Annotated in this window: 21 protein-coding genes; 10 read left to right on the top strand and 11 right to left on the bottom strand. The window is 71.5% G+C overall.

Annotated elements, in window-relative coordinates:
* Positions 1–381: 381 nt before the first annotated feature.
* From FR742_RS09220 to FR742_RS09200, 5 genes are all read right to left on the bottom strand, one after another.
* Positions 382–603, bottom strand: a complete 222-nt coding sequence (locus tag FR742_RS09220) for a hypothetical protein (RefSeq protein ID WP_148030560.1) — start codon at positions 601–603, stop codon at positions 382–384.
* A 157-nt stretch (positions 604–760) separates the two neighbouring features.
* Positions 761–1,897 (bottom strand): acyl-CoA dehydrogenase family protein, encoded by a 1,137-nt coding sequence (locus tag FR742_RS09215; protein WP_148030559.1) that lies wholly within the window; start codon positions 1,895–1,897, stop codon positions 761–763.
* A gap of 3 nt (positions 1,898–1,900) precedes the next feature.
* Positions 1,901–2,815 carry a hydroxymethylglutaryl-CoA lyase gene (locus tag FR742_RS09210; protein WP_148030558.1) on the bottom strand — a complete coding sequence of 305 codons (915 nt, stop codon included), beginning with the start codon at positions 2,813–2,815 and terminating at the stop codon, positions 1,901–1,903.
* Positions 2,812–5,001 carry a biotin carboxylase N-terminal domain-containing protein gene (locus FR742_RS09205; protein WP_222708876.1) on the bottom strand — a complete coding sequence of 730 codons (2,190 nt, stop codon included), beginning with the start codon at positions 4,999–5,001 and terminating at the stop codon, positions 2,812–2,814. Before FR742_RS09205 ends, FR742_RS09210 begins: the two co-directional genes overlap by 4 nt.
* A 2-nt stretch (positions 5,002–5,003) precedes the next feature.
* Complete coding sequence (locus FR742_RS09200; protein ID WP_148030557.1) at positions 5,004–6,584, bottom strand: carboxyl transferase domain-containing protein; 1,581 nt, start codon at positions 6,582–6,584, stop codon at positions 5,004–5,006.
* Between the two features lie 66 nt (positions 6,585–6,650).
* Between FR742_RS09200 and FR742_RS09195 the strand changes: the two genes are divergently transcribed.
* From FR742_RS09195 to FR742_RS09175, 5 genes are all read left to right on the top strand, one after another.
* Positions 6,651–7,247 carry a TetR/AcrR family transcriptional regulator gene (locus FR742_RS09195; RefSeq protein WP_148030556.1) on the top strand — a complete coding sequence of 199 codons (597 nt, stop codon included), beginning with the start codon at positions 6,651–6,653 and terminating at the stop codon, positions 7,245–7,247.
* A 126-nt stretch (positions 7,248–7,373) separates the two neighbouring features.
* Positions 7,374–7,859, top strand: coding sequence for a PadR family transcriptional regulator (locus FR742_RS09190; protein ID WP_187281062.1), 486 nt, complete (start codon positions 7,374–7,376; stop codon positions 7,857–7,859).
* Entirely contained in the window at positions 7,859–8,836 is a 978-nt protein-coding gene (locus tag FR742_RS09185) for an ATP-binding cassette domain-containing protein (RefSeq protein ID WP_148030554.1), read from the top strand. Before FR742_RS09190 ends, FR742_RS09185 begins: the two co-directional genes overlap by 1 nt.
* A gap of 3 nt (positions 8,837–8,839) precedes the next feature.
* Entirely contained in the window at positions 8,840–9,694 is an 855-nt protein-coding gene (locus FR742_RS09180) for an ABC transporter permease (RefSeq protein ID WP_148030553.1), read from the top strand.
* 172 nt (positions 9,695–9,866) lie between these two features.
* Complete coding sequence (locus tag FR742_RS09175; protein ID WP_148030552.1) at positions 9,867–10,181, top strand: hypothetical protein; 315 nt, start codon at positions 9,867–9,869, stop codon at positions 10,179–10,181.
* Positions 10,182–10,232: 51 nt separating this feature from the next.
* Here FR742_RS09175 and FR742_RS09170 read toward each other — a convergent pair whose 3' ends face one another.
* The gene (locus FR742_RS09170; protein ID WP_148030551.1) at positions 10,233–11,567 is read right to left on the bottom strand and encodes a hypothetical protein; all 1,335 of its coding nucleotides are present in this window, start codon (positions 11,565–11,567) and stop codon (positions 10,233–10,235) included.
* Positions 11,568–11,777: 210 nt separating this feature from the next.
* Between FR742_RS09170 and FR742_RS09165 the strand changes: the two genes are divergently transcribed.
* Positions 11,778–13,985 (top strand): alpha-ketoacid dehydrogenase subunit alpha/beta, encoded by a 2,208-nt coding sequence (locus FR742_RS09165; RefSeq protein ID WP_148030550.1) that lies wholly within the window; start codon positions 11,778–11,780, stop codon positions 13,983–13,985.
* A 12-nt stretch (positions 13,986–13,997) separates the two neighbouring features.
* On the opposite strand, the gene FR742_RS09160 is transcribed toward FR742_RS09165, so the two are convergent.
* The 3 genes from FR742_RS09160 to FR742_RS09150 are packed head-to-tail and all read right to left on the bottom strand — an operon-like array spanning position 13,998 to position 16,524.
* Entirely contained in the window at positions 13,998–15,116 is a 1,119-nt protein-coding gene (locus tag FR742_RS09160; RefSeq protein WP_148030549.1) for a magnesium and cobalt transport protein CorA, read from the bottom strand.
* A gap of 45 nt (positions 15,117–15,161) precedes the next feature.
* Entirely contained in the window at positions 15,162–15,617 is a 456-nt protein-coding gene (locus FR742_RS09155) for a nuclear transport factor 2 family protein (RefSeq protein WP_261808437.1), read from the bottom strand.
* A 19-nt stretch (positions 15,618–15,636) separates the two neighbouring features.
* Positions 15,637–16,524, bottom strand: a complete 888-nt coding sequence (locus FR742_RS09150; protein WP_261808436.1) for an amidohydrolase family protein — start codon at positions 16,522–16,524, stop codon at positions 15,637–15,639.
* 34 nt (positions 16,525–16,558) lie between these two features.
* On the opposite strand from FR742_RS09150, the gene FR742_RS09145 reads away from it, so the two are divergent.
* On the top strand, positions 16,559–17,260 hold the full coding sequence (locus FR742_RS09145; RefSeq protein ID WP_148030547.1) for a M50 family metallopeptidase: 702 nt from the start codon (positions 16,559–16,561) through the stop codon (positions 17,258–17,260).
* Between the two features lie 9 nt (positions 17,261–17,269).
* Here FR742_RS09145 and FR742_RS09140 read toward each other — a convergent pair whose 3' ends face one another.
* Positions 17,270–17,701 (bottom strand): PPOX class F420-dependent oxidoreductase, encoded by a 432-nt coding sequence (locus FR742_RS09140; protein ID WP_148030546.1) that lies wholly within the window; start codon positions 17,699–17,701, stop codon positions 17,270–17,272.
* Between the two features lie 222 nt (positions 17,702–17,923).
* Positions 17,924–18,646 carry a hypothetical protein gene (locus tag FR742_RS09135; RefSeq protein WP_148030545.1) on the bottom strand — a complete coding sequence of 241 codons (723 nt, stop codon included), beginning with the start codon at positions 18,644–18,646 and terminating at the stop codon, positions 17,924–17,926.
* Positions 18,647–18,734: 88 nt separating this feature from the next.
* Here FR742_RS09135 and FR742_RS09130 point away from each other — a divergent pair, with 88 nt between their 5' ends.
* Genes FR742_RS09130 through FR742_RS09115 form a run of 3 tightly spaced genes read left to right on the top strand, consistent with a single transcriptional unit; the run spans position 18,735 to position 24,278 of the window.
* Complete coding sequence (locus tag FR742_RS09130) at positions 18,735–19,934, top strand: hypothetical protein (RefSeq protein WP_261808435.1); 1,200 nt, start codon at positions 18,735–18,737, stop codon at positions 19,932–19,934.
* Positions 19,931–21,151 carry a helix-turn-helix domain-containing protein gene (locus FR742_RS45665; protein WP_261808434.1) on the top strand — a complete coding sequence of 407 codons (1,221 nt, stop codon included), beginning with the start codon at positions 19,931–19,933 and terminating at the stop codon, positions 21,149–21,151. Before FR742_RS09130 ends, FR742_RS45665 begins: the two co-directional genes overlap by 4 nt.
* 43 nt (positions 21,152–21,194) lie before the next feature.
* Positions 21,195–24,278: a chromosome partitioning protein ParA gene (locus tag FR742_RS09115; protein WP_261808433.1), complete on the top strand. Its 3,084-nt coding sequence runs from the start codon at positions 21,195–21,197 to the stop codon at positions 24,276–24,278.
* The last annotated feature ends 6 nt before the right edge of the window (positions 24,279–24,284 follow it).

Below are 24,284 nucleotides of genomic sequence, written 5' to 3'. Positions count from 1 at the left end.
CGTACGGCTCGGAGGATCACCCCGAGACAGTTGCACTCGATGGATACGGCTGTACGGACTCATACCCTGACGCTGACGGCGGTTTCACAAGAACGACATTAGTCGCGCCTGGCGACCGTCTTCGTCAAACCCAGCGTAGAAGAAAAGCCCTAGCCACCACAAGTGGCGACTTTCGGGGTCAGCTAGAAAAAGGTACAACTCAGGTACATAAAATCACACTACGGGCATTGTTCCTACTTACCCGTAAATTCGCATATGTCGCCACTCTGACAACATTCGAGCGATATGTCCCCTATGACAAGCAGCAGAGTGACGGGTCGAACCCGCCGGCACGACGAGAACGCCCCGGCCACCCGCCGATTGCGGGCGACCGGGGCGCGTTCAACTCCTTCTACCGTCGGAGAACAGATAGCTCCCGACGATGATCATGCCTATCTGGAAGGTCCAGAGTCTGATATCCGCGAGCTCCGGCTTGACCTGGGCCCATGCCTTCTCGTCCAGGAAAGCCCCGGCGAGCACAGTGACCATGATCAAACCGGACAGAATGATCATATAGATTTTCAGGAACCACCATCGCAGGTGATCCTGTGACGGATCCAGCATTTCATCCTCATGGTTAAGGGGAAACGAGGCAGTCCGTCATCACCGCGCCGGAGATGGACCAGTGTGCTCCTTGTGGGCTCACCCCAGAGTCCGCCCTCCGCCGATCGAGTGCGATGCGCCGAATCCTAGCGCCCTGCGGCGACAGACATCCGCCAATTCACAGATCACCCAATCCCAGCTGGCGGGCGATCAGCATGCGCTGCACCTCGGACGTTCCTTCGCCGATCTCCAGGATCTTCGCGTCGCGGTAGAAACGGCCCACCGGAAACTCGTTCATGAATCCGTACCCGCCGAAGATCTGCGTCGCGTCGCGGGAGTTGTCCATGGCCGCGTTGGACGAGACGAGCTTGGCGATCGCCGCTTCCTTCTTGAACGGGACGCCCGCGAGCATCTTCTCGGCCGCGTGGTAATAGGCCAGGCGGGCGGTGTGGGCGCGGGCCTCCATGTCGGCGATCTTGAACTGGATGGCCTGGTAATGGCCGATCGGGTGGCCGAAGGCGCGGCGCTCGCGCACGTACTTCAGGCACTCGTCCACGCAGCCCTGCGACAGGCCGACGCTGAGTGCGGCGATCGCGATGCGGCCCTCGTCCAGCGTCTGCAGGAACTGGGCGTAGCCGCGGCCGCGCTCGCCGAGCAGGTTGGCGGCGGGCACCCGGCAGTCGGAGAACGACAGCTCGCGCGTGTCCGAGGCGTTCCAGCCGACCTTGGAGTACTTCTTCGACACGGTGAAGCCCGGCGTGCCCGCGGGGACGAGGATGGTCGAGATCTCCCGCTCGCCGGTCAGCGCGGCGACGCCGACGACGCCGGTGATGTCGGTGCCGGAGTTGGTGATGAACGCCTTCGTCCCGTTGATCACCCACTCGTCGCCGTCGAGCACGGCGGTGGTGCGCATGCCGCCCGGCACGTCCGAGCCGCCGCCCGGCTCGGTCAGGCCGAACGCGCCCAGCATCTCCCCCGCGGCCAGCTTCGGCAGCCAGTGGTCGCGCTGCTCCCCGGTGCCGAACCGGAGGATGGGCATCGCGCCGAGCGACACCGCCGCCTCCAGGGTGATCGACACGCTGGAGTCGACCCTGGCCAGCTCCTCCAGCGCCAGGCAGAGGGCGAAGTAGTCGCCGCCCATGCCGCCGTACTGCTCGGGGATGGGCAGGCCGAACAGGCCCATCGCGCCCATCTGGCGGACGATGTCGTACGGGAACTCCTCGCGCTCGTAGTAGTCGCCGATGACGGGGGCGACCACCTCGCGGGCGAACGCCTCGACGGTCTTGCGCAGCTCTTCGTGTTCGGGTGTCAGCATGGGTCAGCCTTTCGCGAGGGCCTGGACGACGCGGGAGGGGCTGGGCCGGCCCAGCCGGGCGGCCAGCCAGGTGCTGGTGGCCACGAGTTTGTCCAGGTCGAGGCCGGTCTCGATGCCGAGCCCGCGCAGCATCCAGACGAGGTCCTCGGTGGCCAGGTTGCCGGTGGCGGACTCGGCGTACGGGCAGCCGCCGATGCCGCCGGTGGAGGCGTCCACGGTGGTGACGCCCGCCCTGAGCGCGGCCAGGGTGTTGCCGAGCGCCTGCCCGTAGGTGTCGTGGAAGTGGACGGCGAGTTTGTCCGGCGAGGTGAACGCCTCGATGAGCGCGGTGACGTGGCCGGGCGTGCCGACGCCGATCGTGTCGCCCATCGACAGCTCGTAGCAGCCCAGCCCGAGCAGCCGCTCCCCGACCGCGACCACCTGGGAGACGGGCGTGGGGCCCTCCCAGGGGTCGCCGAAGCACATCGACACGTACGCGCGCACCCGCACGCCGTTCTCCAGCGCCCGGGCGACCACCGGCTCGAACATCTCGAACTGGCTCTCCAGGCTCCGGTTGAGGTTCTTGGCGGCGAACGTCTCGGTGGCGCTGGCGAAGACGGCGATCTCGTCGACGCCCCGCTCCAGCGCCCGGTCCAGGCCGCGCTCGTTCGGCACCAGCACCGGGTAGCGGACGCCGGGCCTGCGGTGCAGCCGGTCGAGCAGCTGCTCCGCGTCCGCGAGCTGGGGCACCCACTTCGGGTGCACGAAGCTGGTCGCCTCGATGACCTTGTGCCCGGCGTCCGCGAGCCGGTCGATGAACTCGGCCTTGACCTCGACGGGCACGATCGCCGCCTCGTTCTGCAGGCCGTCGCGGGGGCCGACCTCGTAGACGGTGACCTGCTGCGGCAGGCCCTCCATCGGGTACGCGCGCGCCATCATCCCTCCTCCACCACGGCCAGCACCGCGTCCATGTCGACGGGCCGGCCGGCCTGCGCCGGCAGCTCGGCGACGCGGCCGTCCCGTGGGGCGGTGACGGTGTGCTCCATCTTCATCGCCTCCACGATCACCAGCGGCTGGCCTTCCTTGACCTGGTCGCCGACCTGGGCCTTGACCACCAGGACGGTGCCGGGCATCGGGCTCCTGACCACGCCGTCGCCGCTCCCCGCGGCGCCTGTGCGGTCGCCCGGGTCGCCGATCAGGTGGCGGGTGACGGGCCAGGCGTGCCCGTCCCGGCCGAGCCAGACCGTCTCGCCGTCCCGGGCGCACACGTAGTGCGTCGTACGACCGTCCACAGTGACGACGACCCCACCCCCGTACGGCCGGACGGCAGGTCCGCCCGGCGATCCGGGACCGTCCGCGTACGTGCGGAGGACGGCCGGAACGGGCGGGCCGTCCGCCACCCTGACCTCGGCGCCTTCCCGGGGCAGGCCGCGCACGTGGACGGCGTGCACGCCGTCGCGGGTCTCCAGCCGCCACGTCGTCCAGGCCCGCTCCCCGACCCGCCAGCCGTCCATGACCTCCCACGGGTCACGCCCCACCGGCTGATCGTGAAACACGAGCGCGGCGGCCGCCAGCGCGTCCAAGGGCACCCCGCGCCCCATACGAGCCACGGCGACCCCAGCCACGTCCGCGTGAGCCACATCTGTACGGCCCCGGTCCGCGCGGGCCGCATCTGTACGGTCCCCGTCCTCGCGGGCCTGATCCGCACCACCCGCGTTCGCGCGAGCCGCATCCGCACGACCCCCGTCCTCGCGGGTCTGGTCCGTGCGGGCCGCTTCTGCGCGGGTTGGGTCGGTGGGGAGGAGGTCTGGGAGGGCCCGTTCGACCAGGCCGGTGTCCAGGTCGCCGGCGCGGACGGTTTCGTGGGCGAGCAGGGCTCGCAGGAACGGCACGTTGGTGGTGACCCCGAGCACCACGGTCTCGCTCAGGGCGCGGTCCAGGGCACGGAGCGCTCCCGCCCGGTCCGGCGCCCAGGCGATGACCTTGGACAGCATCGGGTCGAACTCGCTGCCGACCACTCCGCCCTCCAGCAGCCCGGAGTCGACCCGTACCCCCGGACCGGAGGGCTCGCGCAGGGCGAGGACGCGGCCGCCGGTGGGCAGGAAGCCGCGCGCCGGGTCCTCGGCGTAGACGCGCGCCTCGACCGCGTGGCCGTCGAGCCGCACCTCGTCCTGGGCGAACGGGAGAGGCTCGCCGGCCGCCACCTGGAGCTGCAGCTCCACCAGGTCGAGGCCGGTGACCAGTTCGGTGACGGGGTGCTCGACCTGGAGACGGGTGTTCATCTCCATGAAGTGGTAGGCGCCCGTGGCCCCGTCGACGATGAACTCGACGGTGCCCGCGCCGACGTAGCCGACCGCGCGGGCGGCCTCCACGGCGGCGGCGCCCATGCGGGCCCTGGTCTCCGCGTCGACGAAGGGCGACGGGGCCTCCTCGACGATCTTCTGGTGCCTGCGCTGCAGGCTGCACTCGCGTTCGCCCAGGTGGACGACGGTGCCGTGGCCGTCGGCGAGGACCTGGATCTCGATGTGCCGGGGCCGCTCCACGTAGCGCTCGATCAGCAGGGTGCCGTCACCGAAGGCGGCCGTGGCCGTGCGCCGGGCGGACTCCAGGGCGTCAGGCAGCTCCGCCGCCGACCTGACCAGCACCATGCCCTTGCCGCCGCCGCCCGCCGACGGCTTGATCAGGGCGGGGAAGCCGGACCAGGTCGAGAGCTCGTCGCCGGGTTCGGCCGCGCCCGGCACCACGGGCACTCCGGCGGCCGACACGGTGCGCTTGGCGCGGATCTTGTCGCCCATCGCCTCGATGGCGTCCGCCGGCGGCCCGACGAACACCAGCCCGGCCTCCGCGCAGCGGCGGGCGAAGGCGGCGTTCTCGGCCAGGAAGCCGTAGCCGGGGTGGACGGCCGCCGCACCGGAGCGCCGGGCCACCTCCACGATCGCCTCGATATCCAGATATTTCGGGATCTGGTGGGCCTCGTCAGCCTCGATCACGTGGCGCGCGCCCGCGTCGGCGGCCGTGTGCACGGCGACCGCGCCGATGCCGAGCGCGCGCAGGGTGCGGATGACCCGGACGGCGATCTCGCCCCGGTTGGCGACCAGCACCCGGCCGAACAGGGAATCAGTCATGATCACATCCGGAAGACGCCGTAGCCGGCGGGTTCGAGCGGGGCGTTGGCCGCCGCGGACAGGGCCAGGCCGAGCACGGTGCGGGTGTCGACGGGGTCGATCACGCCGTCGTCCCACAGCCTGGCGGTGGAGTAGTACGGGTTGCCCTGGTGTTCGTACTGGGCCCGGATCGCCTCGGGATCGGCCCCGCCCGCAGAGGAGCCCACCGTGGTGAGCACGTTCGCCGCCTGCTCACCGCCCATGACCGAGATGCGGGCGTTCGGCCACATCCACAGGAAGCGCGGCGCGTACGCCCGCCCGGCCATCGCGTAGTTGCCGGCCCCGAACGAGCCGCCGATGACCACCGTGAACTTGGGCACCCGGGCGCACGACACGGCGGTGACCATCTTGGCGCCGTGCTTGGCGATGCCGCCCGCCTCGTACGCCTTGCCGACCATGAACCCGCTGATGTTCTGCAGGAACAGCAGCGGGATCCGCCGCTGGTCGCACAGCTCGATGAAGTGCGCGCCCTTGAGCGCGGACTCGGCGAACAGGATGCCGTTGTTGGCCAGGATGCCCACCGGGTGGCCGTGGACATGGGCGAACCCGGTGACCAGCGTGGGCCCGTACTCGGCCTTGAACTCCAGGAACCGGGACCCGTCAACCAGCCGCGCGATCACCTCGCGCACCTCGTACGGCCGGCGCGTGTCGGCGGGGACGATCCCGTAGAGGTCGCGCGGATCGTGGGCGGGCGGCTCCGGCGCGGCCACCGGCCACGGGCGCGGGGCGCGCGGCGCGAGCGTGGAGACGATGTCGCGGACGATCGCCAGCGCGTGCGCGTCGTCCTCGGCGAGGTGGTCGGTGACGCCGCTGACGCGCGCGTGCAGGTCGCCGCCGCCGAGCTCCTCGGCCGTGACCTCCTCGCCGGTGGCCGCCTTCACCAGGGGCGGGCCGCCCAGGAAGATCGTGCCCTGGTTCCGTACGATGACGGCCTCGTCGCTCATGGCGGGCACGTACGCGCCGCCCGCGGTGCAGGAGCCGAGCACGGCGGCGATCTGCGGGATGCCCCGCGCGGACATCGTGGCCTGGTTGTAGAAGATGCGGCCGAAGTGCTCGCGGTCCGGGAACACCTCGTCCTGTTTCGGCAGGAACGCGCCGCCGGAGTCGACGAGGTAGACGCACGGCAGATGGTTGTGCAGCGCCACCTCCTGCGCGCGCAGGTGCTTCTTGACGGTCATGGGGTAGTAGGTGCCGCCCTTGACGGTGGCGTCGTTGGCCACGACCACGCATTCGCGGCCGGAGACCCGGCCGACGCCGGTGATGATGCCGGCGGCGGGCGCCTGGTCGTCGTAGAGGCCGTTCGCGGCCAGCGGCGACAGCTCCAGGAACCGCGAGCCCGGGTCGAGCAGGCCGTCGACGCGCTCGCGGGGCAGCAGCTTGCCGCGCTCGACGTGGCGGCTGCGCGACCGTTCTGGCCCGCCGAGCGCGGCGGTGGCCAGGCGGTCGCGGAGCTCTGCGGCGAGCCGCTCGTTGAGCTCGGCGTTGCTCCTGTACGCCTCGCTCCCGGGGTCGGCGGCCGACTTGAGTATCGGCCAGTCGCTCATCTCTGCCCTCTCGTCATGGTCGTGATGTTAGTGGCCATTAACTCAACCGTCTAGCATGATGTGACTGTGACGACTGCCCCGACACCTACCCGCAATCGCGGCAACAGGCGTGCCGAGATCCTCGACGCCGCCGCGAGGCTGTTCGCGGCGCGCGGTTTCCACGGCGTGCCGATCGAGGACATCGGCGGCGCGGTGGGCGTCTCGGGGCCGGCGCTCTACCGCCACTTCAGCGGCAAGGAGGCGCTGCTGGCGGAGCTGCTGCTCGACATCAGCTCGCGGCTGCGCGAGTCTGCGGTCGCGGTCGTCACGGCCTCCGCCGGCCCGGCCGAGATCCTGGACGCGCTGCTCGACGCGCACATCACGTTCGCGCTCGAGCAGCCGGCGCTGATCACCGTGCACGACCGCGAGCTGGGCAACGTGCCGGAGCGGGAGCGGCGGCAGATCCGGCGGCTGCAGCGGCTCTACGTCGAGGAGTGGGTGGCGGTGCTGGCCGAGCTCCACCCGTCGTGCCCGGCGTCCCGGCTGCGGGCCGCCACGCACGCGGTCTTCGGCCTGCTGAACTCGACGCCGCACAGCGCGGGCGAGCTCCCGCCCGGGGCGATGCGCCCGCTGCTGCACGCCATGGCCGGGGCTGCGCTCCGGACAGCTGTTAACGAGCGCTAACACGGACGAGAGTCGCCAGAAAGGGCATTGCCGCCTCAACTATCTAGATATATCGTCAGAACATCTCGATAGTTGGGAGATGTAATGATTGATCCACATGGACGACACGGATTCCCGCACCCCCCGATGCCGCCGCCCCCGCCGGGCACCCCCGGCATGGAGGCGGGGCCGCGGGTGCGGCGCGGCGACGTCCGGGCGGCGCTGCTCCTGCTGCTCGGCGAGGAGCCCAAGAACGGCTACCAGATGATCCAGGACATCGAGGCGCGCAGCCGCGGCGTGTGGCGGCCCAGCCCCGGCTCGGTCTACCCCGCGCTCCAGCAACTGGAGGACGAGTGCCTGGTCACCGGCGGCGAGGCCGGCGGCAGCCGCACCTACCGCCTGACGGAGGAGGGCCGCGACGAGGCGGGACGCCTGAGCGCCGCCCCCGCGCCGTGGGACGAGGTGGCGAGCACCGTGCCGGAGGACCGGCACGAGCTGCGCCTGCTGTGGGGGCAGCTCGGCGAGGCGTTCGTCCACCTGACCAGGACGGCCAACGACCGCCAGGTCGCCGAGGCCAAGAAGCTGCTCAGGCAGACGCGCAAGTCCGTGTTCCAGATTCTGGCGGAGGATTGATGAGCGAGGACGCGGCCGTCGTCGTACGAGGGCTGACCAAGACGTACGGGAAGGTCGAGGCCGTCAAGGGCGTCGACTTCGAGGTGTCGCCGGGCGAGGTCTTCGGATTCCTCGGCCCCAACGGCGCCGGCAAGACCACCACGATCAGCATGCTCTGCACGCTCGCGAACCCGACGGGCGGCACCGCCTCCGTCGCCGGCCACGACGTGGTCAGGGAGCGCGACGAGGTGCGCAGGAACATCGGCCTGGTCTTCCAGGACCCCACCCTCGACGGCTATCTGACCGCCGAGCAGAACCTGCGCTTCCACGCCGAGCTGTACGGGGTGCACAAGAGCGTGGTCGACGAGCGGATCAAGCGCGTCATGGAGATGGTGGCGCTCTGGGACCGCAAGGACGCCAAGGTGATGACGTTCTCCGGCGGCATGAAGCGGCGGCTGGAGATCGCCCGCGGCCTGCTCCACTCGCCGCGGGTGCTGTTCCTGGACGAGCCGACGGTCGGGCTCGACCCGCAGACCCGGTCGGCCATCTGGGGCTACATCAACGAGCTGCGGGTCAGCGAGGACATCACGATCTTCATGACCACCCACTACATGGACGAGGCCGAGTACTGCGACCGGATCGCGATCATCGACCACGGCGAGATCGTGGTGATCGACTCTCCCGAGCGGCTCAAGGCCAGCGTCGGCAAGGACCGGGTGCAGATCCACACCCGTGACGACGAGGCCGCGATCAAGGCGCTGCGTGAGCGGTTCGGGCTGGAGGCGGCGGTGCACGAGGGGGCGGTGACGTTCGCCGTGGCCTCGGGCGAGGAGTTCGTGCCGCGGCTGTTCGCCGAGCTCGGCATGCCGATCACGTCAGTGAGCGTGTCGCGGCCGTCGCTGGACGACGTGTTCATGAACTACACCGGCTCCACGATCCGCGACGCCGAGTCCGGAGACGACCAGATGGCCTTCATGCGCGCGATGGCGAGGCGGTGAACGATGACGACACAGGCGATCCGCGTGCGGGTGCCGGCCCGCAGCGCCGCGCACGACCTGCGGGCCATCAAGGTGGTCCTGCACCGTGAGATGCTGCGCTTCCTCAACGACCGCACCCGCATGCTCTCGATGCTGCTGCAGCCGGTGCTGTGGCTGTTCGTCATGGGCACCGGCCTGGGGTCGCTGGTCCAGGCGTCGATCCCGGGCGTGGACTTCCGCACCTTCATGTATCCCGGCATGATCTCCATGACGGTGATCATGACGGGCATGTTCTCGGCGGGGTCCATCGTGTGGGACCGCGAGTTCGGGTTCCTGCGCGAGATGCTGGTCGCGCCGGTGTCGCGCACGGCCATCGTGGTGGGCAAGTGTCTCGGCGGCGCGATCGTGGCCACCGGCCAGGGCATCGTCATCCTGGCCATGGCGGGGATGGTGGGGGTGCCGTACTCGCCCACGCTGATGCTCACGCTGCTGGCGGAGATGTTCCTGGCGGCCTTCACGATCACCGCCTTCGGGGTGATGCTGGCGGCGCGGATGAAGAACATGCAGTCGTTCTTCGGGCTGATGCAGATGGCGATCATGCCGATGATGTTCCTGTCGGGCGCCATGTTCCCGCTGGCCAACCTGCCGTCGTGGCTGCACGCCCTGACGGTGGTCAACCCCATGACGTACGCGGTCGACCCGATGCGCCAGGCTGTCTTCTCCCACCTGGACGTGCCGCCGGAGGTGAACGCGACCCTGAACCCGGGGGTGCAGTGGTTCGGCTGGCAGGTGCCCGTGCCGGTGGAGCTCGGGCTGGTGGCGGCGCTGGGGCTGGGGCTGCTGGCGGTGGGCATCGCCCAGTTCAAGCGGGCCGACTAGCCGAGGCGGCCCTCTCGGGTTCGAACACAAGCACCCTTCACGGAGAGTATTCTTTCCGATGCAAGGAGCGACGTCACCCCCTCGAGAGGATCACTCCATGTTGGATCTGCAGGCGAAATTCGATGACCTGGAAATCAGGGTCTCGGCTCTCGAACGGTCTACAGTGAGCGGTGTGCCCAACCTGAGCATCGAACAGCGCTTCTCCGCCCTGCACGACCGTGTCGACGACGTCGGGCGCAACGTTCTCAACAAGATCGACAAGCTGGACAAGCGCATGGACAAGTTCGACCAGCGCATGGACGGGTTCGAGCGGCGTCTCGACGACCTCCAGCAAGACGTCAACCTGCTCAAGCAGGACGTGAGCCTGCTCAAGCAGGACGTCGGCCAGCTCAAGCAGGACGTCGGCGAGCTCAAGCTGGGCATGGTCGACATCATGTCCATGCTCGCGAGCCTGGGGGCGACCGCGCCGGAGCGACGGGTCAACTGAGGACATGGTGAGGCCCGGGGCGCTGATGCGGCGCCCCGGGCCTCGTCGATGTCAGCGCCGCACGCGGACGTAGTCGGAGCGGCTGGTGTCGCCGTTCGTCCTGTCGTCGCCCTCGTAGACGAAACGCCAGCGGCCGGAGGTCCAGGCGCGGACCTCGGTGAACAGCCTGCCGCTGTCGCTGGACCAGGCGGACTTCACGAGCCTGTACTCGTCGGACCGGTTGGACTTGAAGTACAGGTCCACCTTGCCCTTGTAGCCCTTCCAGGTGCCGTCGTCGTCGACCTGGAGCTGGGCCCAGATCTTCAGGTCACGGCCGCGCTTGACCGGCTCGGGGTAGGCGTTGAAGCCGAGGACCCGGGTGTCGGCCTTCTCGACCGGCTCGGTGACCCGCACGAAGTCGGGGCCGCTGACCGAGCCGTCGACCCGGCGGTCGCCCGCGTACACCGCGCGCCACCAGCCGCTCTGCTCGGCGGTGGTGGAGGCGTGGAAGCGGCCGTGCCGGCTGGTGCGGTCGCCGGTGACGTCCGTCCACTGGCGGGAGGTGACGGCCCTGAACTGGATGGTCACGCGCTCACCGCGCAGCGCCCGCCGGCCGTCGGCCTGCAGGGTGCCCTTGAAGCGCAGCTTGTCGCCCTTGACGACGGGCTCCGAGTAGGCGTCGAAGCCGACGATCCTGGTGTCGATGGTCCGGGAGCGGACGCGGACGCCGTCGCTGTCGCTGACCGACGCCTTGGCCTCGGCGTTGCCGGCGAACTCGGCCCGCCACTCGCCGCTGCGCCACGGCTTCACGCTCGCGGAGAACCAGCCGTTGCGGCTGGTCTTGTCCGTGGTGACCTTGCGGAAGTCGTCGGAGCCGCGGGAGCGGAAGCTGATCGCGACCTCCTGGCCGCCGTAGCCCTGGTCGCCGGCCCTGAGCTGGCCGGAGAGCCGGACCCGGTCGCCCTTCGTGACCCTGTCGGGGTTGGCGTCGAACCTGACGATCTTGGTCTCGAGCGCCTTCTTGACGTCGAACGTGCCCTTCAGCTGGCCCGTCTCGTCACCCTTGACGGCGGTGGCGGTGTAGTTCCACGTGCCTACCGTGCCGACGGAGTGCTCGACCTGGAAGGTGTCCGTCCCGACTTTCTTGGCCTCGATGATCGGCTGGGTGCTGACACCCGGCGGAGTGAAGACCATGGTGGCCTTTTCGGCGTCCTTCGCCTGGATCGTGAAGGTCACCTTGGCGGTGCTTTCGAAGAGCACGACCGGGGATGCCGGGTTGAGCGTCACCTTGGTGACGGCCGGCGCTGCTGCAGTGCTGACCTGCGCTGACGCGGGTGGCGTAAGGACCAGCGCACCGGCCCCCACCGCCATCGCGACGGCGATCGTACGGATGCGTTGTAACGACATTCGGGTTCCTTTCCTGGATACCCAGTTGGTTTCAACGCGGCTTTGAGGGCGCCACGTGTCAAACCAGTAGACGTGGTGGCGAATGGCGAAGTTCACCATTCTGACAAGCTGTTATAGATCTATGTCAAAAGGACCGGTCCAACACATGTCGCCCGTGACTGGCAGACGAACACGGTGCTCAGCGGCCATAATCGGCATGTGGCGCGCGACATGGTTGAGACTCATTTCGTCCAGGCAGTGGAGACCCTCCAGACGGGCCCGGCCCGCGGTCCCGGCGATCCGGTGCGGGAGGGCGCCACGCTCACCGGAGAGCAGTGCCGGACGCTCTACCAGCGCCAGCTCGACAGCCGGCTGCTCGACATCGCCGCCCGCTGGCTGCGCGAGCAGGACGAGGGCTTCTACACGATCGGCTCGGCCGGCCACGAGGGCAACGCGGCCGTGGCCGCCGCGCTGCGCCCGGACGACCCCGCGCTGCTCCATTACCGCTCCGGCGCGTTCTACCTGACCAGGTCCGAGCAGGCCGGGCGGCTGCCCGAACAGGGCATCAGGGACGTCCTGATGGGCCTGACGGCGGCCGCCGAGGAGCCGATCGCGGGCGGCAGGCACAAGGTGTTCGGCCATCCCGAGCTGGCCGTCATCCCCCAGACGTCCACGATCGCCAGCCACCTGCCGAGGGCGGTGGGCGTGGCGTTCGCCATCGAGCGGGCCCGCGCGCTCGACACGGCGGGCCTGTGGCCCGACGACGCGATCGCCGTGTGCAGTTTCGGCGACGCCTCGGTCAATCACGCCACGGCCCTGTCGGGCTTCAACACCGCCGCCTACGCCACCTACCAGGGGCAGCGGGTGCCGATCCTGTTCGTGTGCGAGGACAACGGCATCGGCATCAGCGTCAGGACCCCCAGAGGCTGGGTGGAGGCGTCCGCCAGGCGGCCCGGCATCGAGTACTTCGCGGCCGACGGCTGTGACCTGGCTTCCGCGTACGACACGGCGGTGCGGGCGGTGGAGCACGTGCGCTCCCACCGCACCCCCGCGTTCCTGCATCTGTCGACGGTGCGGCTGATGGGGCACGCCGGCTCCGACGTCGAGTCCGCGTACCGCACCCAGCGCGAGCTCCGCGCCGACCTGGCGCGCGACCCGCTGCTGCGCACCGCGCGGCTGCTCGTCGAGGCGGGCCTGACCACACCGGAGGAGCTGCTCAGACGGTACGAGCTCGCCCGCGAGCACGTGCTGCGCATCGCGCTGGAGACCACCCGGCTGCCCCGGCTCCGCTCGGCGAAGGAGGTCATGGAGCCGATCGCGCCGCACGACGCCGACCTGGTCGCCAAGATCAGCCCCGTGGCGGCGGAGGGCGCGGTGCGGGAGCGGACGTTCGCCGGGACGCTGCCGGAGTCGGAGAAGCCGCTGACGCTCTCGCAGTCGATCAACCGCACGCTCGCCGACGCGCTCGCGGTCTACCCGGAGATGATGGTCTTCGGCGAGGACGTCGCCAAGAAGGGCGGCGTCTACGGGGTGACCCGCGGGCTGCAGAAGAGGTTCGGCCCCGCCCGGGTGTTCGACACCCATCTGGACGAGCAGGCCATCCTCGGGCTGGCCCTGGGCGCGGGGGTGTCCAGGCTGCTGCCGGTGCCGGAGATCCAGTATCTGGCCTACCTGCACAACGCGATCGACCAGATCAGGGGCGAGGCCGCCACGCTGTCGTTCTTCTCGCAGGGTGCCTACCCGAACCCGATGGTGGTGCGGATCGCGGGCTACGCCTACCAGAAGGGGTTCGGCGGGCACTTCCACAACGACAACGCGATCGCGGCGCTGCGCGACATCCCCGGCCTGATCATCGCCTCGCCGTCCCGGCCCGACGACGCCTCCGCCATGCTCCGCACGTGCCTGGCGGCCGCGCGCACGCAGGGGTCGGTGTGCGTGTTCCTGGAGCCGATCGCGCTCTACCACACCAGAGACCTGTTCGAGGAGGGCGACGGCGGCTGGCTGGCCCCGTACGCCCCGCCGTCGCGCTGGGCGGAGACGCACGTGCCGATCGGCGGCGCCCGCTCCTACGGCGACGGGCGCGACCTGACGATCGTGACGTTCGGCAACGGGGTGCGGATGAGCCTGCGGGCGGCGGTGCGGCTCACCCAGGAGGGCTTCAGCTGCCGGGTGCTGGACCTGCGCTGGCTGGCGCCGCTGCCGGTGGCCGACCTGCTGCGCGCGGCGGAGCTGACGGGCAAGGTCCTGATCGCGGACGAGACGCGCCACTCGGGCGGCGTGTCCGAGGGCGTCATGGCCGAGCTGCTCGACGCCGGCTACCAGGGTCAGGTGGCCCGGGTGACCTCGGCCGACAGCTTCGTCCCGCTGGGCGGGGCGGCCGACCACGTGCTGCTGTCGGAGGAGGAGATCGAGCAGGCAGCCCGCAAGCTGCTCTCCTGACCTGGCCCGGCGCTACAGCCAGCCGCGCCGTTTGAAGATCACGTACAGGATGACGCACACCCCCGCCATGAGGGAGATCGCGAACGGGTAGCCCAGGGCCCAGTGATACTCGGGCATGTGGTCGAAGTTCATCCCGTAGATGCCGCCCACCACGGTCGGCGCGAAGAGGATGGCCGCCCAGGCGGAGATCTTCTTGACCTCCTCGCCCTGCTGGATGCTGACCTCGGTCATCCTGGCCATCTCGGCGTTCTGCGCCTGGGTGACCAGGGTGGAGTTGACCACCAGGATGTCCTGGAGCTGCTGGCGGAAGGAGGCCACCCGCTCGTTGACCGTGATGGCGTGGTCGGCCACGTCGCGCAGGTAGCTCTGCAGCTCCTCGTCGACGCCGTACTTGTCGGCGCCGGCGATGAACCCGTCGATCAGCCGCACCAGCGGCGCGGTGGCCCGCTGGAACTCGATCACCTCGCGCGACAGCTCGTAGACGCGGCGGGACACGGCCGGGTCGCCGCCGAACACCTGGACCTCGATCTCCTCGATGTCCTCCTGCAGCCCTTTCACGACCGGCGCGTAGTCGTCGACCACCGCGTCCAGGATCGCGTACAGCACCGCCTGCGGGCCCTTGCGCAGCAGGTCGGGCTCCGACTCCATACGCCTGCGCACCACCTGAAGGTCGGGCGCCTCGGAGTGGCGGACGGTCAGCACGAAGTCGGGGCCGACGAACACGTTCAGCTCGCCGAAGGCCACCTCCTCCACCTCGTCCCGGTAGGTGGCCGCGCGCAGCACCACGAACAGGGTCTCGCCGTAGCGGTCGGCCTTGGGCCGCTGGGAGCCGACGATGGCGTCCTCGACGGCCAGCTCGTGCAGCTGGAACTCCTCCGCGAGCTTGACCAGCTCCCACTCCTTCGGCCGGTACAGGCCGATCCAGGCGAGCGCGCCGGGTTTGTCCTTCAGGCACTGGAAGGCGTCGGCCAGCGAACCGGGGTTGTCGATGGCGCGGCCGTCCTGGTAGATCGTGTTGTTGATGACCGTCGGACGGTAGGGCTGTTCCTCGCTGGGCCGGGGGTCCATCGACTTCTCGGGAGCCGGCTCGCGTGTCAGCCTGCCGCGCCGGCGCCCTCTCGCCCTGGTCATGCCACCTCCTGTGTGTCGCTCCCCGTGTCGCTCCCTGTGTCGCCCCTAGGTCGCGAAGTCGTCGAGCTGTGCCATGGCGCGCTCGCGGATCATCTGCCGCCATCTCGGCGTCCACCCGAACAGCAACCCGTGCGGGCGGCCCAGCGCCATCTTGGACCAGCGTTTGAAGTCGAACTCCTCGTGATGTCTGATGATCAGGTCGTCCTCGAACCGGAACATCGCCTCTATCTCGTTGACCACCTGCCGCCCCGTACTGGGCATGCGGTAGCGGGCCGTCCAGCGGGCGGTGCCGGAGAAGTCGTCGGCCGTCGCCCCGTGGAACTCGGCCTTCATGCCGACGCCCCGGCTGAGCTGGAGTCGCCACATCGCCATCACCCTGTCGCGGCCCTCCAGCTCCTGGAAGACGGGATCGCCGAAGCTGACCTCGGGGTGGTAACAGCTCTCCATGGCCGCCGCATCAGCACGGCCGAGTGCCTCGTAGAAGGCGCTTATCAGCGCCACGTGCCGATCGTTCACTCTGCTATCGAATCATGGTCAGGCCGTTGTCCCAGCACACGGCCCTGAGCCAGTCGTCGCCGAGGCCGAGCCGGTCGAGGGCGTGCAGCTGGTGTGCGTACGGGTGGGGGATCGTCGGGAAGTCACTGCCGAGGACCACCTTCCCCGCCAGCCCGAGTTCACGCAGGGCGGGGCGGAGCCGGGCGGGAAAGGGCATGCCGAGCTCGGCGAAGTCGGTGAAAGCCATCGTGGTGTCCAGTGCCACCCGCTCGTAGCGCTCGGCCAGCGCGAAGAACGGATCGTACTCCGGCATGCCGAGGTGGGCGATGATCACGCGCAGCCGGGGATGCGCGCGCAGCACCTCGCCGATCGGCTCGGCGCCGACGTACCCGCCGGGCACGGGCACCGAGCTGGCGTGCACCACCACGGGGACGCCGGCCTCGGCCAGCAGCCCCCAGATGCCGTCCAGCTCGGGCAGGCGCGGGTCGAAGTCGCCCACCTGGAGGTGCACCTTGAAGATCTTGGCCCCCTGGTCGAGGGCCTGCCGGACGTAGGCGGGGGCGCCGGGCTCGGGATAGAAGGTGGCCGAGGGCAGGCAGCCGGGCGTGCGGCCGGCGAAGCCGAGTGTCCAGGCGTTGAGGTCGGCCGCCATGCCGGGCTTGTGCGCGTACGCGAGCGCGGGGAAGGCCGTCACCCCCAGCTCCCGCAGCCGGGTCACGCGCTCGGCGACCGGCCACTCGTACTCGATCTTCCAGCCGCTGCCCATGAGGGGTCCGCCGTGGTGGAAATGGTGCCAGACCCGGCGTTCCATCCGCTCGGGCAGGAAATGCACGTGCAGGTCCACCAGGCCGGGCAGTCCGAGCGCCGCCCACCAGGCGCGCACCCCTTCATCAGAATCAAGTTCTGTGGCCACGACCGTGACTTTACCCGGATAGGGTTCCTAATCGATGGACAAGCTCTGGGCTCAGCTGATCGAGGCGCAACCTGACCCCGACCCCTGGGTCGTGGTCGTCTCCGCGCTGGTCGCGCTGGCGATCGTCACCTTCACCGTGCCCTGGCAGCTCACCAGAGGGCTGATCACGATCGCCCACGAGGGCGGCCACGCCGTCATGGCGCTGCTCACCCGGCGCAAGCTGGAGGGCATCCGGCTGCACTCCGACACCTCGGGCGTGACGCTGACCAGGGGCAGGCCCACCGGGCCCGGCATGGTGCTGACCGCGCTGGCGGGCTACCTGGCGCCGTCGCTGCTCGGGCTGGCCGCCGCCTGGCTGACCGACCAGGGGCACATCACGCTGCTGATCTGGGGGATGCTGCTCTTCCTGGTGTGCATGCTCCTGCTGATCCGCAACCTGTACGGCGCGCTCATCCTGCTGGCGTCGGGCGGGGCGGTGTTCGCGCTGTCGATGTACGCGCCCGGCGAGGTGCAGCAGATCGTGGCCTTCCTGGTGGTGTGGTTCCTGCTGTTCGGCGGCGTCCGGCCGATCCTGGAGCTGCAGCGCAAGCGGCGCAGGCGCCAGGCGCGCGACTCCGACGCCGACCAGCTGGCCCGGCTGACCCTCCTGCCCGGCGGGTTCTACGTGTTCTTCTTCCTGCTGGTGGCGGGGGCGTCCGTGGTCGGGGGCGCTTACCTGATGAACCCGCTCGCGTAAGTAAGCCGGTCAGACCACGTCCCGGGTGGACAGCTCGAACGGCCCGGTGTCGATCCCCCAGCTGCGGACGCGGCGCGCACGGATACGGATCCAGGCCGGGTCGAACGGCATGTTCGCGCCGATGCGCTCCCCCAGCTCGGCGCCGCCGGTGGTGTGCGTCTCCGCCAGCCCCCGGATCTCGATGCCGCGCGGCGTCCACGGGTCGACAGAGGCCAGGTCGTCCACGATGAACGCCACGTCGGGATGCCGCCGCGCGTCGCGGAACTTCTTGCTCTCGGACATGCCGGTGCCGGCGTGCCCCCCGATCACGACGCAGCCGGACTCCGGGTCGTAGAAGACGCCCACGGTGACCAGGTGCGGCCGCCCGCCGGGGCCCACGGTGGCGAGGCGGCCCAGCAGCTGGCCGTTCAGGTAGGCGATCTCGTTGGTCGTCATGCTCATGCCCCGAGTCTCGGCCCTGCGCTCACGGGGAGGGAGACCACGTCAGGACTGGCCCTGTCAGGGCCACCCTCGTGTCCCTCAGGTCATGAAGCAGGACGGCGCCGGCGTGCTCGTTCAACGTGGGCGCGAGCCGTACCACCGGTTCATGAGACGCCGCACGACGTCGCCGGCGCTCAGCCCGGGGGGAGCTGACCCTCAACGCCGCGCACCCGCCCATCCTGCTCAGCTGATCGACCTGTCATCGAGGTCGGCTGTCATGGCCGCCTCCCGGCCGCGCTCGAACCCGGTCTCGTCGTAGAAGGAGGACGCGCCTGGCTTGGTGTCCCAGCGCTCGAACTCCGCGCGCACCGCCGCCTCGCGCCCGGCCAGCACCAGCTCACCCGCGCCGCCGGAGACCTCGTCGGCGACCTCCCGCACCCGGGCCCGCATCTTGTCGGCCAGGCCCGTGCCGAAGCCGCGGTAGAAGCCCCGCTGGTACAGCGTCCGCTTGCGGCGCAGCAGCTGCGCGGGCAGGCCGGGATGCCTGGCCCGCTCGGCCCGCCAGGCGAGACCGAACCGCAGCTCCATCTGGATCAGCACCGAGGGCAGCAGGATCTTCAGCGACTTCAGCACCTCCACGGGGCCGACGAGCCGCACGTGTGAGACCCGGTCGCGCCGGCGTCCGCCCTCGTGGCAGCCCATGCAGCCGAGCGCGCTGCTCACCAGCCAGACGGCCTCGGCCCGCTCGACGTGGTGACCGCCGCTGGTGTCGATCGGCAGCCGCCACGTGCCGACGGGGCTCGCGGCGTCGCGGCGCACGGTGTCCGCGTCCAGCCCCATCCGGTAGAGGATCTTGGCCGCCAGGGCGGCCGCGCTCTCGGCCTCCTCGCGGTCGGATCCCTTGCCCTCGGCGATGTCGAGCAGCGCCCGCACCTGGTCGACGCCCCAGCTCTTCCGTTCCCCCACGACCTCACACCCTCTCATCCCGCTCCCCCGGCGCGCGGCGGACCGGTCGCGGCGGAGAATGTCGGCCGGAGGCCGTACCTTAGTGCGCGTGCCCGAGCAGCCCTTGACCCTCGACGCCGCGCTCAGCGATGAGGCGGTGCTGTCGACCTACCGCCGGATGTTCGCGGCGCTGGCCCGCGACAGCGGCGCGGTGGTCGACGACCCCGTGCTGGTCGACATCGCCGAGACGCTGTTCGCCGCGTTCGCCGACGCGGGCGAGGAGTGGCTGACGCACGAGCAGATGCGCCTGGCCTGCGGGGCCTATCCGGCCGACCAGTTCGACAACCGGCTGCGGGTGCTCAAGGGGCTGGGCGCGATCCGCGAGGTGTTCCCCAAGCCCAACCAGCTCCGTTACCGCGCGTCGTTCACCAGCGTGGTCGGCCTGATGTTCATCCGGCGGATGATGGACGACGGCGGCCAGTCGGAGATGCACCGGCTGCTCGCCCTCGAAGACCTCAACGTCGCCGACCCGCGCACCACGATGGAGGAGGCCCGGCAGAGCGCGGCCGGTCTGGCGCGGGCGTTCCGGCTGTGGGCGCTGGAGCTGATCACGCTCACCACCGGCACCATCGAGGAGCTGCGCGAGCAGGCCCCCAAGCTGTGGGGCACCGAGGAGATCGCCCGCCGCGCGCAGAGCGTCCACGGCACGATCCTGACCCGCTGGCCCGAGCTCGACCGGGTCTGCACCGACCTGCGGGCGGCGATCTACGCCTACAGCGACGCCTCCCGCCGCGCGGCCGGGCGGCTGGCCGACTCGGCCGGCACCACCCGCAACCTGACGCTGCTGCCGACGGAGACGTGGCGCACGTTCGCCCAGACGGCGACCAAGGAGCGGCTGGCCGCGGTGCTCGACGGGTTCGTGTTCGACGCCCCGGCGCCGTGGCACGATCCGGCGGCGATCGCCCGCGCCGTCGACGAGGCGCCGCGGCCGGCGCCCGCCCAGCCCACGCCGCCGCGCTCCACGCTGCCCGACCCGGGCCCCGACGGCTCGCTCGGCGCCGCGCGGGAGGCGGCCGTCGAGCGGCTGCGCGAGCTGGCCGAGTCCCTGCTGGGCGGGGAGTCGCGGGTGGCGCTGGCCGACCTGCTCGGCCCCGACTGGGCCACGGCCCGCCGGGTGCTCGCCGACCTGACGACCGTCGACCTGCGGCCGGAGCTGCCCTACCGGCTGGCCTGGTCGGACGGGCTGACGATCGACCCGTCCCGCGAGCCGTCCTGGCTCTCCCACGGCCATCTGGAGCGTACGCCGTGACCGCCGATCAGGCCGCGCACGCGCGGGCGCGCGCGCAGGGCCCGCTGCGGCTCGGGCCCGGCGCGCCGGCCCCCGCGGGCATGACCAGGCTGAGCGGCCCGGACTCCTCGGGGGTGGCGCTGCCCGTGTGGCCCGACGGGGTGACGCCGTCGCTGCTGGAGGAGCACCAGGTGCCGCCCATGCCGGTGGAGCGGGCCGGGGAGACCCGGCGGGTGCTGGCGGCGGTGCTCAAGTGCTGCTGGGCCGACCAGTCGGCCGACCCGTGGCCGGGTGAGCCGGCGCCGCTGGAGCGGGTGCTCGACACCTACCGCGCGCTGATCGGCCGCACCGACGACCTCATGCGCAACTGGGCCATCGGGGCGCTGCGCCGGCTGCACGACTCGGCGTGGGTGGTGGTGGCCGGCGGCATCGTCTCGCTCGGCCCGCGGTGCGCGCTGTGGCCTGTGGAGTCCCACGCGGTGCTGAAAGACCTGGTGCGCCGCATCCCCGAGCCGGAGCGCCGCGCCGTGCCGGTGGTCCCCGACGCGGGCCTGGTCGCCGCCGCCCTCCCGGAGCCCGCCGCTCCCGACCAGGGCGCGGGGAGCCGGGCGGAGCCGGGCGTGGCCGAGTTCGACGACCTGCTGAGCGGCTACGACGAGCGTCGCAGGGCCGAGCTGGTGTCCGCCTTCATGGTGGTGGAGCACGCCGCCGAGCCCGTGCAGGAGGCGAGGTTCGCCGCGCTGCGCGACCCGGCGCTGCGGCGCACCCTCACCGAGATGCTCGCCCGCCGCGGGCGCACGCTCGTCCAGCAGCGCGAGCGCTGGATCTCGGGTTACGCCGACGAGCTCGTACGCGACGAGCCGCCGGGAGGGGGGCCGGGCGAGAGCGAGCGGGCGGTGCTGACCCTGGTGCTGGTCCATTCGGTGGCCATCCCCCGCGCCGAGGGCCTCCTGCCCGAAGACTCGTGGCTGTCGCCGCACCCGGCCCCGGTCGACGAGTTGCGCCGCCACACCCAGCTCCCGATCGGCGAGCTGGAGTCGGCGCTGCGCGCGCTGCGCCACGCGGGGCTGGTGACCCAGGTCAAGGCGGGCGAGGAGGCCGGGGGTTACGTCCCCGGCCCGCAGTTCCACCGCCTCACGCCGGAGGCGCGCAGGCGGCTGCAGGAGGAGCTGATCCTCGCGGCGGGTCCCGACACGCCGCTGGCGGTGGCCGTACGAGCACGCAGGGCAGCCCGATGACCGGGGCGGCCGACCGAAGGAAACGGGGGTAGTGGTGGCGCAGGTGGAGAACGTCGTGGGAGATCGGGTGCTGGTCGCCGTGCAGGCGGTCAACATCTCCCGGCTGTCCACCCATCCGGTGCCCGTCGTGCCCGGCACGCTGATCGTCGTGGCGGGAGCGGGCCCCAAGGACTCCAACGGCGCCGGCAAGTCGTCGTTCATCGCGTCGATCACCGCGCTGCTCGGCGACGAGCAGTGGCGGTTCGCCTCGGGCGCCAAGACGGTGTCGGAGCTGCTGTTCAACGCGGAGCTGGCCAGCGGGGCGGGCGCGCGCCAGTGGGCGAGCGCCGGCCACGGCTACATCGTGGGCGTGTTCGCGCCCGCCGCCGGCACCGAGAGCCTCGACGCCTACACGGTCGATCCGGGCGACGACGACGGCGAGCTGTTCGGGGTGGCCGGGCGGCCCGACGCGCCGCTGACCGTCTGGCTGCGGGTCAACCAGGAAGCTCCGCATCTGGAGATCCGCTGGCGGGAGGGGGTCCGGCTGGCGGCGGCGCCGTCGGAGGCCGAACGCGTGGCGCGGGCCGACGAGATCTGGGCGTCGCTGCCCCGTTCGGCGGGCCGGCGCGACGTCGTGGCCCGCGACCTCACCAAGGTCCTCTACGGCGACCGGGTGCGGTGCGTGTCGTTCCTGTCGACGAGCGTGCGCAGCAAGGTGGCCACCAACCTCCTGTCCCAGCCGCTCAACGAGATCTCGCCGGAGCGGGTGTTCGAGGCGATCGCGGCGCTGACCGGGCTCGACGCGGAGCTGGAGCAGGAGCGGGAGGCGCGGCGCGACGAGCACGCCAAGCGGGTGCGGGCGGCGCAGGCGGCGGAGCGGCTGGCCGAGTTCGAGACCGAGTCGCGGGCGCTGCTGTCCACGTTCGACCGGCGCGACCAGGCGAGGGTGGGCCTGGCCGGGGCGTTGCGGTGCTGGCAGGGGCGCCAGGCGCGCAAGCTGGCCGACGCGGCGGCCAAGGACTCCGCGCTGGCCGCCGAGCTGGCCGGGCACCAAGCGGCGGGAGAGACGGCGGCCGAGGCGATCGCCGAGGTCAAGGCGGAGATCGCCACGCTCAAGGACGACACGCTCGACCGGCGCGTCACCGAGGCGCGCAAGGAGCTGGCCGCCCTCCAGGCGCGGGCGGCCAAGCTCGACGCCGACCGTGCGGTCGCGGAGAACTCCGCCGACGAGCTGCGCGGCCGGATCCCGGCGCTGGAGGAGACACGCAGGTTCGCCGACGGGCGCGACGTGCCCGCGGCGGAGGGCGAGCTGCGCGAGTCCCGGCTGCGGCTCAACGAGGCGCTCAAGGCGCTGGGCGTGGCCGACCAGGAGGTGGCCTCGGCCCGCGCGGCGCTGGACGACGCCGAGGGCGGCCCTGCCGCCGCCCAGCTCGACGCACTCGCCGGGGCGGGTGTCCCGGCGTCCGGCCTGCTGGACGCCCTTGACGTCGCCGAACAGGCCCGCGACCACGCCACGAGCGCCCCGCCTTCGACCTCCGGCCGTGCGTCCGCCGGCGGCAGGACCGGCAGCCTGGCGGATGCCGCCGGCGTCACCGGCGGCGCGGCGGGAGGCGGGCTGGCGCTGGACGAGCTGCGCAACTGGCCCGGTGAGCACGCCGTGATCGTCGACGCCGGCCGGCTGACGGAGGCGGCCGAGGCGCTGCGCGAGCTGCCCGGGTCCGTGCTGGTCAGCGCGGCCGGGGTGAGCGTGGTGGGGGCGTTCGACGGGGTGGCGACCGGCAGGGAGGCCCGCATCAAGGCCGCCGAGCAGCGCCTCAACCGCGCCGTCGACTCTCAGGACACCGCCGCCGAGGCCGTGCGCGACGCCGAGGAGACGGTGACGCTGGCCCAGCGCAGGCTCGACGGGGCCAAGGCGGGCGTGCGGCTGGAGGAGCTGGAGCGGCGGCTGACCGGGCAGCGCGCCAGGCTCGGCGAGCTGGCCGCCGCCCTGGAGGAGCTGACCCCGAGGGTCGCGGAGGCCGAGCGGGAGACCGCCGCGCTCGACTTCCGCGCCCGCACCAGAGACCTGGAGATCGAGCGGCTGGAGAGCCGCCGCCGGCAGCTCGACGGCGAGCGGGCGCGCGCCCGCGAGCAGGAGACGCGGGTCACGGCCGAGCGGGAGGCGCTGAAGCTCGGCGCGCTGACCGCCGAATGGGGCGGCACCGCCGAGTCGGCCGCCGAATGGCTGGGCGAGCTGCCCGAGGAGGAGCGCCCGCGCACCGCCGACGAGTGGTGGCGGGTCGCCGAGCGCCGGCTCGACCAGGCGCTGCGCGACACGTTCCCCGAGGAGGACGCGGAGGTGCCGGAGGAGCTGCGGTTCCTGCTGGCCGAGCGGGGCGGCAGCGCGGCGCGGGAGCAGGCGACGTTCGCGGGCGTGTGCGGCGCGCTCGCCTCCTACCTGCGCGGCCAGGAGGAGTACGAGAAGCACCAGCGCAGGCAGATCGAGGCGCAGCTGGTGTCGAGGCAACGTGACCTCGCGGCGGCCGACAAGGGCGCGGAGGAGGCGGCGCAGTCGACCGCCGTGCACCGGGCGGCGCTCTCGGCCGCCATCAAGGCCAGGCTGGAGCGGGTGGCCGAGGAGTTCGAGAAGCTCGACGTCTCGTACGGCGGCTACGGGGCGACGCTGGAGTTCCCGGTGCCGCCCGCGCCCGCGGACCCGGAGCAGCGCTGGCAGTGGCGGGTGACGCCGAAGTGGCGCCGCGGCGAGGGCCAGGGCTTCGTGCCCTACAACCGGCGGGCCAACACCGCCCTGATGGACGAGAAGGCGGTCAAGCTGGTGTGCGCGGCGGCCATCGCCTCGTCCGGGGGCGGCCACCTGTGCCTGGTGCTCGACGAGCTGGGCCGCAACCTGGGCAAGGAGCACCGGCGGGAGGCGGTGGCGCTGTTCCGGCGGATCGGCGAGACCTACGGCATCACGGTGATCGGGGCGCTGCAGGACGACATGGAGCCGTACGCCATCGACGCCTGCGGCCAGTACGTCAAGCTGCGCCGTTCCTCCGACGCGATGCCCTACAACGAGCCTCCGGTGATCGTCGGCCACGACCAGCACGCTGACCGGGTCAAGGCCCTGGCGGCCTACGTCGACAGGTCCGGCGAACAGCCCGGCTGAGCGCCG

Origin of the sequence: Nonomuraea sp. C10, assembly GCF_008017515.1 — a bacterium.
Classification (GTDB): Bacteria; Actinomycetota; Actinomycetes; order Streptosporangiales; family Streptosporangiaceae; genus Nonomuraea; species Nonomuraea ferruginea.
The sequence above is the reverse complement of the archived record's forward strand: the minus strand, read 5'-3'. Positions and strand labels throughout refer to the sequence as shown.